Below are 13,109 nucleotides of genomic sequence, written 5' to 3'. Positions count from 1 at the left end.
GCACAACTGATATGGGCTCATATCCAGAAGACGTCTTCTGCGGGCCAGCGAACGCAGCAAGAGTGGGTATATGACCAAATCGCTGGCCCTTCCGACCTCAACCGGACACCGCCCCAATCATCCGGTTGCCGGGCTCACGTCGGGATTGATATTCAGCGCTCTGGGTGCCGGAGCGGCGTTAGGTGCGAGTCGGCTCGTTCCGGCAGTGAGTCCGTTGCTGGTCGCGATACTCCTCGGAGCGGTCGCGGCGAATGTCTGGTCGATTCCGACCCGCTTGCAACCGGGTATTGCGTTCTCCGCCAAGCGATTACTACGATGCGGTGTCGCGCTACTAGGTCTTCAGCTAGTGCTCGGTGACGTAGCCCGACTGGGCTGGGGAATGATCGTCGTGGTTGTGGCGATTGTGGGCTTGGGAGTGGCGGGCACGATGTACGTCGGAAAACTCCTCGGCCTCAGTTGGCATCAGCGGGTGCTCATCGCCTGCGGATTCTCAATTTGCGGCGCCGCTGCGATCGCCGCGACCGACGGCGTCATCGATGCGAAGGAAGAAGAGGTGGCGACGTCGGTGGCGCTCGTAGTTGTGTTCGGCACCTTGATGATTCCCCTTCTGCCATTGATGTCGCACACGCTTGGGCTATCGGAGACCGCTGCCGGGATGTGGGCGGGTGGGGCAATCCATGAAGTAGCGCAGGTGGTCGCCGCCGGTGGCGCGATTGGGGCCACCGCGTTGAGCGTCGCTGTCGTCGTCAAATTGGCGAGGGTGCTTTTGCTCGCGCCGATGATGGCGGTGCTTGCTGTCCGTCAGCGTCGGCAACTGGCCGATGCCCCGGATTCGCCGACGACGCGCCCGCCGTTGGTGCCGCTGTTCGTCGTCGGGTTCATCGGATTGATGTTGTTGCGGTCGTCGTCGGTGCTCCCGGATCAACTGGTCGACGCGGGCAAAGTCGTGCAGACCGCACTGCTGACCACCTCGATGTTCGCGCTCGGTTTGGGGGTGCGACTGACGGCGATGCGATCGGTAGGTATCCGGCCGGTAGTCCTGGCGACCTTCTCGACGGTGTGGGTCGCGGGTGTCGCTTTGGTCGGCGTGCTGCTCACCGGGCACTAGACATCGTCGGCTCAAGTCTGCGTCGTCAGCACCGGCGAGGGCTACGCTGCTCCGCGCGGCCTCATACTGCAGACTGCAGTCTGCGACGTCAGCGCAAGCGAGGGGATCTCTCCCTCGCCCGGCGCTACGTCGCAGGTTTCAGCCGCGCCGCGTGATGTTGACCGGCAGGCCGTCGGCGGGCGTCGGGCCGGTGCCGTACGTCATCTCCGGGAAGTAGCCGTGGGGGACAGTCCATTCGAAGCGCTGCAGCATCTGGTGCATGATGGCTTTGACTTCCATCCCGCCGAAGTACAGGCCGATGCACTTATGCGCACCCCCGCCAAAGGGCGCCCATGCGAAGCGATGCACCTTGTCTTCGCGACGATCCGGAGCGAAGCGTTCGGGGTCCCAGCGGGTCGCGTTCGGCCACCATTCCGCGAGTTTCATTGTGGCCCAAGGATTAATTGCGACTAGCGTGCCTTTCGGAATGAAATATCCGTCGACCTCGGTGTCTTTGATCGCCTTGCGGAACAGCATGCCGACCGGGGCGTTGTACCGCAGCGTTTCTTTGAAGGCGAGGTCAAGGCTGGGCAGCGCGTCGAGGTCGTCGTACTCCAGGGTGTCTTTGCCCAAGGCCAATGATTCCGCGCGTAGCCGCTCTTGCCATTCGGGATGCCGACCGAGGAAGTAGGTCATCATCGACACGGCGATCGAACTGGTGTCATGCGCGGCCATCATCGCGAAGATCATGTGGTTAACGATGTCCTCGTCGGTGAAAGTCTCACCTTCCTCACTCTCGCTGTGACAGAGCACGCTGAATAGATCGTCACCGGGTTCGGTACGGCGCGACGCGATCTCGGACCGGAAGAACGCCTGCAGCCGCTCGCGGCCACGCAAGCCCCGAGCCCAGGTGCCATATTTGACGTCGGCGCGGATGATCGCCTGACCGCCGCGGACAGCCGCCTCGAAAGCTTCTCCCAACTCAGCCGCCTCGTCGCCCAGTTCGATACCCATGAAGACTTCGTTGGCGACCGACAGCAACATCTCCTTGGAGCGCGTGTAGATTGGAAAGTCTTGACCCACTTGCCAATTCGCGAGCGTAGCTTCGATACGCGGATTCATGATGTCCAAATACGCGAGTAGTCGCGGCCGGTTGAATGCCTGTTGCAGAATTCGGCGGTGGGACATGTGCTCATCGAAATCCATCAGCATGATGCCGCGACGGAAGAACGGACCGATCATGGGTTCCCAGCCCTGCTCGCTGGAGAACGCGCGGTCGCGATTCATCCACGCCGCTTCGATCGCCGTCGGTGACACGAGTTGCACGATCTTGAGTCCCAGTGAACCGGACCACGACACCGGACCGAAGCGCTCGTAGCGCTCCATCGTCGAGCCAAGGGGATCGGCAAGCGCCTCGAGGGTGTGGCCCAGCAACGGGATCCCGAAATCGCCCCGCACCGGCTTGAGGTCGGATCCAGCTGGCGGCTGGGCAAGTGGTTGTTCCGACGACGGATAACGCGCTGCTACGGCGGCCAGTCCAGTTTGAAAACTCTTCTTCAACGGGGGCATGTGGGCTCCTAGACAATGTTGGAACAAATTGTGTAACTTGTGTCTTTGCCCGGAACGATACCCATCCAAGGACGGTGTGTCTGCACTATGGCCACGGCGGTGGAAAACGACAGCTCAAGCAGAACTCGCCGTGTTGGCCGATAGGTCCCGTGTAGAGGTGCACCGTGCCAGTCGACTGGTCGAATGCCTAGTCTGGACGTCAAGGGCGAGACAGTTCGCAACCGCGGACGAAGTGACGCCGACGGTGCCGACGAACCTTGAGTGGGTGGCGGCACACGGCCAGGGGCAGGAGAACTAATGGCAGTCCAACCGATAGTCCCGGAGGACTCTGCTAATCCTCGGACGGGTTTGCGCGCGAAGCGTAAGGAACGCACCCGCGACGCGATCCGCCAGCAGGCAATGAAACTATTTGCAGCGCAGGGGTATTCGAAAACGACGGTGGAACAGATAGCCGAGGCCGCCGGCGTCTCACATACGACGTTCTTTCGTTACTTCGGCTCCAAGGAGCAAGTCGTCATCGACGATGGAATGGAGGAGCGCTTCGACGCGGAAATCGCCAGCATCGAATCGGGCCTCTCGGCATTCGACTTTGTTCGGCGGATGCTCACCTTGATGTACGCGCTGGCAGCCGACGACGATTGGGCTAGCAACCCCGACCGACTGCGGCTGATCCGGTCCGAACCGGCCCTGCACCGGCACTTCCAACTGGAGTCAGACAGGGCCATCTCGAATGCCCGCGAGACGCTTTCCGAATACACCGGAGTCCCGGCTGACGACTTACGACTGAAGGTGTTCACGTGGGCGGTGGCCGGGGTGCTGTTCCACGTGTCCGAAGACACCGACGATCCGGGAGATCAACAGTCACTTGAGACGTTGCTCAGTGCCGTCGACTTGCTCGAGGCCGGCCTGCCGTTGGACTGATCGCCGGCGCGGTCTGGTGAAGGCAACGCATATGTCTTTCGATGTCGCGAAATGAACACCTCGTGACCAGCATGAATGTTCTTCACTCCGCTCGGCGTCGATGGCGGCGGGAGCGCGCACCGTCGAACATGGCAAAATCGTCGGGTCCCGTGTGAATCGAACCCTCAGGAGGCGGCGATGCAGAATGCGGCGCAGTCGACCCTGGCCGAGGCATGGGACGCCAATCGGTCCATACAGAAGTCGGCGGCAGTGCGGCTATTCGCCGCCACCAACTCGGCGCTCTACGTCACCTTGATGGAGCGCCACCTCGACTTTGGTACGCGGCTCAACGAAACCGAACTCGCCATCAGACTCGAACGTGACCTCGTCGAACTTGGTGCTCCCGACCAAACCGGTGGCGCCGACCTCGTAAAGCTATGGGCGCGGCAGGGCTGGCTGCATCGGATCACCGACACCGCGAGCTCATCGACGCAGATCACCTGCTATCTGAGTACCGAGGCCCGCTCGGTCCTGGACTATATGCGCCGATTGCGGCGCGAGGATAGCGTCGCGACCGGCGGGTCCATCAACGGGGTGGCCGCGGGACTGCGTCGGGTGGCCGGGCAGGTCACCAGCGACCCACAGCAGATTCGGGACGAGATCGAGAGTCAAATACATGACCTCGACGTCGAACTGGCCGACCTCGAAGCCGGCGTGCGGCCCGAGCCCGACCTCGCCGCGGCTCAGGACGAGGCACGCGCGATCGCCTACCAGATGGAACAGATTATCTCCGACATCGGGCAGTACGGTGCGATGCTTGATCGCATCACGACGCAACTGCTTGATGACCCCAATGACTCCGACCTTGCCTATCGGGACCGCCAGCGGCAGATGTTCGACGACTACGAAGCACTGTTGGAATCACCGCAGAGCGCCTCGTATCACGCGTTCAGCCAGATGATTCAGGACCCCACACAGCGCGGCAGACTGATGAGCGACATCACGACGGTGACCCGCCAGCTCAGTGACATCGATCCGGGACTGCGATCGGTGATGGACAACTTCTTCGCCCTCGTCACCGAACAGATGAGTGAGGTCGGCCGCACTCGTCAGCGATGCGCCCGCCGAATCCGGCGCTTCGTCGCGGCGGGAACTCTCGAACAGAGTCGCGGCGTCGCACGACAATTGAACGACGCTCTCACCACCGCCAACGAGATGCTGAAGACCTCGCTGGCCGATCGACGCATCGGATATGAACTGCCACTTGCCAAACCGGCGATAAACTCGGTCGGGCGGCTCGCCTTCGAAATACGAAATCCCGCGCCACCGGCACCGGCATTGTCAGCTTCCGCCAACGCTGACTTCTCCTCGTTCGCGTCACTCGCCGGTCAGGTCGATACGGTGGCGCTGACTGAATTCGTCAATACAGCGGTAGCAACCGGGCCGATCGCACTGTCCGAGGTCATCGAGCGTCTCGACGAGCCGTATCTCGCGCATGTCATCGTGCTGTGGTCGTGGGCTCTGAAACAGACCACCCCTACGACCGCCGCCGCGACACATGTGCGGTTCCGCTCGATGGAGGGCGCCGATCGCGCCATCGAAATACCAGCACTTATGTTCACCGAACCCATTCCGACCGCGGAGGCCGACGCACTGTGACCACCGACCTCGACGCCACAACCACCGACGACGGACCCGACGATCCCGGAACCGAGGTGCCGCCCACGCCGGACGAGTTCGCCGGATATGACGATCTACCGACAGTCGTCAAAGGGGGCGGCACCACCGGTCCACGATTGCCTCGCTTTGACGGCGATGTCTCGGCATTGCCCGATCGAGCATGCTGGGCACTGCAAAACCTGCTGACCCGGCGGCACATCAGCGGCGAGCGTCAACCGCAGTTGTGGACGTGGGTGAGCGAGTATCGCGACGAGTTGCGTACGCGACTGTCCGAACTTGACCTTCGCCTACGAATCGTGGACGAACTGGAAGTGGCGTTCGTCGAGCAGGCTGGCTACGACTCACGTTGGGGCAGAAGGATTCTCAAACGTGAGACGATCCATACCTACGACGCCATCTTGGCATTGCATCTCGCCAAATACCTCCGAGCCTCGCGTAATGAGCACGTATTGATCACCCGCGAGGACATTCACGAGATGTTCGCCGGCGTGACCAATACGATCGACCGTGACCTGGCTCAGTTCGACAAGCGCATCGACCACGCCATCGACAAGATGACCGAGTTGGCGTTTCTGCGCGCGCACCGCGACGACCCTGACATGTTTACCGTCAGCCCGGTGATTTCGGCAGTAATGACGGCGTCGGTCATCACCGATCTCCAGCGCCAGTTCGAGCAGTTCATCGGCTCGGGTGACGAAGGCGAACTACCGCCCGCGGGTCTCGAGACCAGCGAGGACGAGAATTCCGACGATGACGAAGACGACGAAGACGAACTCGATGGAGGCGACTGGTGAATAGCTCGGTCAGCGACGTCGACCAATACCGCCTGTCGCGTCTGCAATTGATCAACTGGGGGGTCTTCGACGGCTACCACTCAATTCCGTTCAGCCCCAACGGCTCGCTGATCACCGGATCGTCGGGCAGCGGCAAATCCTCACTGCTGGATGCGATTTCGCTGGCATTCCTCCCGGATCATCGACGTAATTTCAACGCCTCGGGTGATGCGACCGCGGCTGGCGCGTCGAGCGGTAAACGCACGGTCGGCAAATATGTTCGCGGCGCGTGGGGCGAACGGCGTGATGGCACCAATGCGCAGCGCGAAGTGATGTACTTGCGGGGCACCGGACCGGCTTGGGCGGCCATCTCGGTTACCTACACCTCGACGTCGGGCACGGCGATCACCGGCCTGGTATTGAAATGGCTGGCCGCCGGCAAGATGACCGACGCCCACAGCTCGTATTTCATCTGCGACGGCGACGCGGATATCGTGGAGGTCTGCAACGCCTGGGCCGCAAGCAATTACAATCCGTCGACCTTCCGCGAAGAGGGGTGGCGCGGAGGCCCCGGCGAGGGGAAGTACCTGGCGACGCTGTACTCGCTCATCGGTATCCGAGGTTCGGACGCGGCACAGCAGTTGCTCGGAAAAGCCAAGTCGCTCAAAAGCGTTGGCGGTTTGGCACAGTTCGTACGCGAATTCATGCTCGACGCCCCGACGAGTATCGTCGGCATCAAAGACGCACTCGAGCAGATCGACCCCCTCGTCGACGCGCGGGAGTTGCTCGATTCCGCGCGCCGCAAACGCGCGATCCTCGGCAATATCGAAGCCGTCCAGGAACGGTATGCCACCGAGGCAGCGACTTTCACGGTGCTCGACACCATCGATACCGCCACGGTGCGTTCGTATATCAACAACCTCCGACTACACAATGCGGTGCCCGAAGTCGCCGACCTCGACGACCAAATCGCCCGGCTGGACGGAGATTTGGCGGCATTAACGTCGCAACACGACCAATTGCGTTCGGACCACAGCCACCTGCTGTCGAGGATCGCGACCTCGACCGGCGATCTGGCGCCACTCCAAGAACAGCTGGCAACCGCGCAGAAGACCGGTGACGAGGCGGCCGCCCGGCGCTCTACCTACGAAGACAAGGTCACCGGCCTAGGTTTCTCCGCACCGAATGACGCGGAGGATTTCTGGTCGCTGCGTGAGCACATGATCGGCGAGGCGACTCGCATAGACGGCCAACTTGCCGCTGGGAAAGGACACTTCGCCGAGTTGCTGGCCGCCGAAGTGGCGGCACGCACCCGCCGCGATGCCGCAGTCGACGAGCTGAGTCGAGTGCAGCAGGCTGGTTCGGCGCTGCCGCGCGCCGAACACGAGATGCGACGCATCCTGGCGAATGCGCTGCAGGTCGACGAGTCGGAATTGCGATACGTGGCAGAACTCGTTGAATTGGCGCCCGACGAGGAGCGTTGGCGCTTAGCCGTGGAGAAGGTTCTGCGCGGCGCCGGACTTCGACTGTTGGTACCCGACAAGCACTTTCGTGCGGCGCTGCGGTATGTCAACAGTCACGACATGCGCGGCCGGATTCAGATTCACCATGCCGAGCAGCGACCAATGCCTACCCCCGAACCGGGTACGTTGGGCGCGACGTTACGTGCCGTCGATCCTGACCATCCTTGTGCCGCAGAAGCTTTGACAGTCCTGACGAAACTCGGCAACTATATGTGCGTTGACTCGCCGGCCGATTTCGGCGCACACAACAAGGCCGTCACCGATCAGGGGCTGCGAAAAGACTCCGCAAAACTTGCGGTGAAGGATGATCGCCAGCCGTTGCGGCCGTCGCAGTACATCTTCGTCGGCAACGTCGAGGCGAAGATCAGCGCTCTGCGCGAGGAACTTTCGGCCGAGCAGAACGAGTACGACATCGCCCGGGAGGCAACCGCGGAGATCGATGCCGAGCGGACCGAGAAGCAACAGCGCCGCGATTCGTACCGACGCGTGTGTGAACAGTTCACACAGTGGAGTGCGATCGATACCGACGCCGCCGATGAGCGGCTCGACCAACTGACCGAGCAGTACGAGCTGCTGATGGTTGACAATCCCGATGTAGAAGCGTTGCAGCGCAAGGCCGAAGAGATCTGGGAGCAGGTTCGCACGGCCATTTCCCAGGCGGCGTTGGTACGCGACAAGATTTCTCGGCATGACGACCGTAGGACTCAACTGCTCGATCTGATCGACCGGATCACACCGGACGAGATCCTTGCGCAAGCGCAAAACACCCTGGACGGATTTCGCGAGGAATCCGCCGTGCCGCTCGACGTCCTCGCGCCTGAACCGTACCGGCAGGAGCTGCTCAAAGTCGTTGCGAAGGACCGTGATCGGATGCGATCGGATGCGCGCAGGTCTCGGGACGAATTGGCGCGGATCATCGACACCTATGACGAGGAATTCCCCGACGCCATCCCGAACGACAGTGACGATTTCGATGAGCGGGTGCATGACTACGTCGCGGTGAGCCGTCGGATCGACGAACGCGAACTGCCCGCCGCATATGAACGAATGCGGCGACTCATCACTGAGCAGGCCCCCGGAGCGATCCTTGGTTTGCATATGGCGGCCGATGCGGAGGAACGCCGCATCGTCGAGCAGATCGAGCGCGTCAACACCGGTCTCGCGGCGGTGGCGTTCAATCGCGGTACCCGGTTGCGGTTGGTTCCAGGACGCAAACACCTTGCCGCAGTGTCGGAATTGACCGAGCGTGCCAAACTGATCTCCGCGCGAACAACTGCGGTGAGCTTCGGCGACGAACAGGCGATCCTCGAGCAGTACGCGGATATTCTGATGTTGCGCGAGCGGCTGGCCGGAGCAACACCGGAGGACCGTGCTTGGACTCGCGACGCTCTGGATGTGCGTAACCGGTTCGACTTCTACTGTGAGGAACACGAGGCGAGCAGTGGCGAGGTGATTCGCACCTACAGCAATGCTGGCGATAACTCCGGTGGCGAGCAGGAGAAGCTGATGGCTTTCTGTCTGGCCGGAGCGTTGAGCTTCAACCTGGCCAGCCCACACGGCGATGACAACCGGCCGATCTTCGCCCAGCTAATGCTCGATGAAGCATTCTCGAAGTCTGACCCGCAGTTCGCGCAACAGGCGCTCAGTGCGTTCCGCAAGTTCGGATTTCAGTTAATTATCGTTGCGACAGTGCAGAATACGAGCACGATCCAGCCCTATATCGACAATGTCATCATGGTGTCCAAGACAGAGGCGGCAGAAGACTCCCGGCCAATGGCGACGGCGCTATCGACCTCGATCCAGGATTTCTCAGATCTACGGCGAACAAGTGGGGCACGGCTGCCGGTGTAGGTTGGCTACTCAGTTTCGGTCTTGGTCGTCGGTATATCGCGTGCCTGCCCGCCGGACGCGTCGATGAGTAACTGGACCAGATGTGAGATCCCCGGCGTACCGATCACCCATCCAGTCATCGCCCATGCCAGGTTGAGATGTGCCATGACGGCGGCGACCGCTCGGACACCGTCTAGTTTCACGCCGGTCGCGTGCAGGTAGCGGATACGCCGGAGCGGTTGCGGATAGCCCTCGGCGGCAAGAACTTCCAGACCCACTGGCCGTCGAGCGATGATCCAGGCAGCCAGGTCGCTACACGGGTCGCATCCGCGCGCGATGTACACCTTGGCCGGTTCTTTGCTGGGTGCCGGCCGCCAGCGTGGGAGCCAGGTGGGCACCGCGTTGCGATAACTTGACCAGTCATCACCGAACCGGCGGTCCAACGCTTCGTCTTCTACGTAAGCCGCGACGCCCGCGGAGAATGCCGCCGCGCCCACTGCCGCGATGAACATCAGTGGAATCCACAGCACCAGACCGGCTATCGCGATGAGAAGTGTCGCGCACAACTGCATCGGGTTGGTCAGGTAGGCGTAGGGTCCCACGGTCACCACCCGCGATGGCGGATCCCACGGCCACGGGGTTCCGCCGGCTCGAGCGAATTCGGCGACCGCGGCCAGTGCTGCCAGGGCGATGACCCCCGCGACCTGGATCGCCACGATATCCCAGACTCCGCCGATGTGGAGCTGCCAATCCGACGGCGGTGCGAGAAACCCACTGCGAGAACGTAGTTCGTAGCACAACGCCGGGATAGCCACCACTAGCAGCGCGGTGAACAACACCACCTGAAGCCCGACACGCACCGCCAACACCTCTCGCCGGATCGTCAGCGCGCCCAGGATTGACGAAGGGAGAAGACACGTGACGACGGCGATCAACTCACCCCACCACCAGTCGCCGCGAAGTTCGACGACGGGATGCATAGCCGGCATCGCGTAGACATCCAGCACAATCAGAGCGACAACGGCGTACGTCAGCGGCACCCACCGCGTCGCCAAGACCGGGATCACTGACCACAGGATCGCCCACGCCAGTAAGAGATCGACGGGTGTGCCGAGAAGATTCGGCGATGCCGCATCGAAACTCCACCACCCGACCGAGGTCGCCAACACGTTCAACCCGGTCAGCCCGATCAGGTTCCAGAGCAGCGCGAGAATCGCCGCCGAACGACGTCGAATATCGTTGACTACCAACCACAATCCGCCCGCGAGCACGAGTGGGATGACGACCAGCAGCGGACGTAGCGCGCCGACGTCCGGTGTCATTGGGCAGGTATGTGATGGGGATGGCCATCGACACCGGCAACATTGATGCTGCGGATCAGATAGTCGGCGGCACGCCACGTGACGAGGCGTTCGATCGGACCGAAGTACCACGACGGCGAAAGTAGTCGGGTGTAGTGGACCTGCCAACGTATTTCGCTACGACCCTGATCTATCGGTTTCCAGCTGACGTTGATCTGATTCCAGCGTAGCCACGATGCCAGCGGGCTAGTATCGGACGCCAGCATGAAGGTTACCGAGTCCGCGGTCCGGTGGGCGATTCGTAAGCTAAGCGCACTCTGGTCTGTGCCCCAATGATGTTGAGCAACTGGGCCATTGCGGTGATGCGCTCCGTCGAAATCGATGACGCGCACCGTACCGAGGTCAAGGCCGCCGCTGTCGTGCCGTGGGGTGGGGAACCCGATCGCCAACACCCCGGTGCGCGGAATACCATCGAAGTTCATCGGAAGCGATAGTGCGGCAGCGACTTTCGACGCCGGTAGGTCGATGATCCGAGTCGCCGTGGAGGCCGAATCGGCAGGTGGGGTCAGTGCCGGAGTAGTCCCCTCCAAAATCAGCAGTCCCAGCAGGACCGGCATCACGAATGCCGACGGTCCGAGGGGCTTTCCACGCCCCCGGCGGCACGCGGTGACGACCTCGACGGCGAGGAAGGCGAATAGATAGAACAGCGGAGCGGCCAATAGGACACAGCAGGCTCCTTCGCCCAATACCGGAACGGAGAGCAGCAGGAGGATGGTCGTAACTTTCATCGCTGTGCCGACCGGTCTTTTCGCTGGCGCGGTCAGTGTCACCACGACGGCGATCACCACCGGTATCCCGACGTACAGCGCCGCTGATTGCCCGAGGCCGTTGTCTTTCAAAACGTGATAAAGCAGGAAGCCAGCACCGAAGGCGATGATGAAGCCCACGAGCACCCACTGTTGATTTGACGGACGATAGGGCGAGGTTTCCGATTCCTCCGGTAGTGGCGGAACGTCGGGTTCTGTCATGAGAAGTTATCGTAGCGAACTGAGGGCTTGCTACCGCGAATGGCCGATCTCGTGGATACGATCTCGTAGATAGATGACGCCCTAGTGCGTCGCTTGCGCGTCCTCGTCCGGCTCAACATGGTCCGACGAAAGCTCGTGTAGCGCCCGAAAAACCCGCTTCGACGACTCGGCCCACGGCATCAGGATGGGGAAGACGTGGAACATTCCGAACTCTTCCATCGCGTGGACTTGTACGCCGGCCTTCTCCAGGCGCTCGACGAATTCTCGGATGCCGTCGCGGAACATTTCATCGGAGCCCCAACAAACGAAGGTCGGTGGAAACCAGTCGGGATCGGGATCGGCGTAGGCAGCCGACACGCGCGCGTCGTTGGGTGAGACGCCCTGCAAGTACGGAGTCACCGGAACACTCCACGGCAAAATGTCGTGCGGGGCATTGTCGAGCACCGACGGCTGGTTGAGCGCCAGGTCTACTTCGGGGGAGAACAATGCGAGCGCGGCGGGAGCTGGGATATCGCGCGCGTGCAGGAAGGAGATCAGAGAAGTCGCCAGCCCGCCGCCACCGGAGTCGCCGGCGACGACCAGATGGTCAGCGTCGACGCCTCGGTCGATCAATCCCTGGTAGGCATCGGCCGCATCGACGACGCCTGCGGGAAACGGAAACTCCGGCGCCATTCGGTAATCGGCGATGAACACCTCGTAGCCGGTGATTCTGACCAGCGAAGCGGCAAAGGCCGAGTACATGATTGGCGAGGTTCCGATGTAACCCCCGCCGTGCAGGTACAGAACGGTCGCGTTGATGGTGGCTTTGTCGGCGTTGTCGTCGACGTGGGCGTCCGAACTCGCTTTGGCGCGGCACCAAATACCGGGGACCCCGCCCACGACGTCATCGGTGATCTCAACATCGTCGGTGATATTCACGAACGGCGGAATGACGAGGCGGCAGATTTCGTCGAGGATCTTCTCCATCGACCGAAACTCCTCGATGGGAAGCCCCATCGAATAGCCCATCAATGATCGAATTACCTGGCGCGTCACCGACTGTCCGACATTGTCCAGTAGCCCAGCCGGACCGCGCCACGGTTGCCGGAACGGCACTCGCGCGAGTCCGTTAAGGAGGCTCTGGCCGAGCCCGACAACGGTAAGCGCGGTCACTGGCGCGGATGCGGTCTGAACTTCGGGTCGATCGGCCATCACCATGCTGCCCAGAATAATGGCTCGACGCTGAGGCGGGGGAGTCGGCGAGCGCCCACGCAGACGAGGTCTCGACCTGATTCGATTAAGTCATAACGCGCAATTCGGTCGATGAACGACCGAATTCGCCCTATTTGCAACGCTTTTCACACTCGCTGTCGTGAGCATCACAGCACCCCGGTGAAGACGTCGCGCCGCAAGGCGCTTAGAGTATCGAAGTAATCAGT

Annotated in this window: 9 protein-coding genes; 5 read left to right on the top strand and 4 right to left on the bottom strand. The window is 61.8% G+C overall.

Annotated features, from left to right (window positions below; all coding sequences use genetic code 11):
• The first annotated feature begins 70 nt into the window (after positions 1-70).
• Complete coding sequence (locus GOEFS_RS10005) at positions 71-1,108, top strand: YeiH family protein (protein WP_007317783.1); 1,038 nt, start codon at positions 71-73, stop codon at positions 1,106-1,108.
• A gap of 138 nt (positions 1,109-1,246) precedes the next feature.
• Here GOEFS_RS10005 and GOEFS_RS10000 read toward each other — a convergent pair whose 3' ends face one another.
• Positions 1,247-2,656, bottom strand: a complete 1,410-nt coding sequence (locus GOEFS_RS10000; protein WP_007317782.1) for a cytochrome P450 — start codon at positions 2,654-2,656, stop codon at positions 1,247-1,249.
• Between the two features lie 297 nt (positions 2,657-2,953).
• Between GOEFS_RS10000 and GOEFS_RS09995 the strand changes: the two genes are divergently transcribed.
• From GOEFS_RS09995 to GOEFS_RS09980, 4 genes are all read left to right on the top strand, one after another.
• On the top strand, positions 2,954-3,577 hold the full coding sequence (locus GOEFS_RS09995; protein ID WP_007317781.1) for a TetR family transcriptional regulator: 624 nt from the start codon (positions 2,954-2,956) through the stop codon (positions 3,575-3,577).
• Positions 3,578-3,754: 177 nt separating this feature from the next.
• Positions 3,755-5,215 (top strand): DUF3375 domain-containing protein, encoded by a 1,461-nt coding sequence (locus tag GOEFS_RS09990; RefSeq protein WP_007317780.1) that lies wholly within the window; start codon positions 3,755-3,757, stop codon positions 5,213-5,215.
• Entirely contained in the window at positions 5,212-6,030 is an 819-nt protein-coding gene (locus GOEFS_RS09985) for a DUF4194 domain-containing protein (RefSeq protein ID WP_007317779.1), read from the top strand. The genes GOEFS_RS09990 and GOEFS_RS09985 overlap by 4 nt, the downstream gene beginning before the upstream one ends.
• Positions 6,027-9,383, top strand: a complete 3,357-nt coding sequence (locus GOEFS_RS09980) for an ATP-binding protein (RefSeq protein ID WP_007317778.1) — start codon at positions 6,027-6,029, stop codon at positions 9,381-9,383. Before GOEFS_RS09985 ends, GOEFS_RS09980 begins: the two co-directional genes overlap by 4 nt.
• Positions 9,384-9,388: 5 nt before the next feature.
• Here GOEFS_RS09980 and GOEFS_RS09975 read toward each other — a convergent pair whose 3' ends face one another.
• The 3 genes from GOEFS_RS09975 to GOEFS_RS09965 form a co-directional block, all read right to left on the bottom strand.
• Positions 9,389-10,684, bottom strand: coding sequence for a methyltransferase family protein (locus GOEFS_RS09975; RefSeq protein ID WP_007317777.1), 1,296 nt, complete (start codon positions 10,682-10,684; stop codon positions 9,389-9,391).
• Entirely contained in the window at positions 10,681-11,691 is a 1,011-nt protein-coding gene (locus GOEFS_RS09970) for a hypothetical protein (protein WP_007317776.1), read from the bottom strand. Before GOEFS_RS09970 ends, GOEFS_RS09975 begins: the two co-directional genes overlap by 4 nt.
• Positions 11,692-11,772: 81 nt before the next feature.
• A complete protein-coding gene (locus GOEFS_RS09965) occupies positions 11,773-12,888 on the bottom strand; it encodes an alpha/beta hydrolase (protein WP_007317775.1) in 1,116 nt (371 codons plus the stop codon).
• Between the last annotated feature and the right edge of the window lie 221 nt (positions 12,889-13,109).

The organism is Gordonia effusa NBRC 100432 (genome assembly GCF_000241305.1).
GTDB classification, from domain to species: domain Bacteria; phylum Actinomycetota; class Actinomycetes; order Mycobacteriales; family Mycobacteriaceae; genus Gordonia; species Gordonia effusa.
This window is presented reverse-complemented; position numbering and strand designations above follow the sequence as displayed.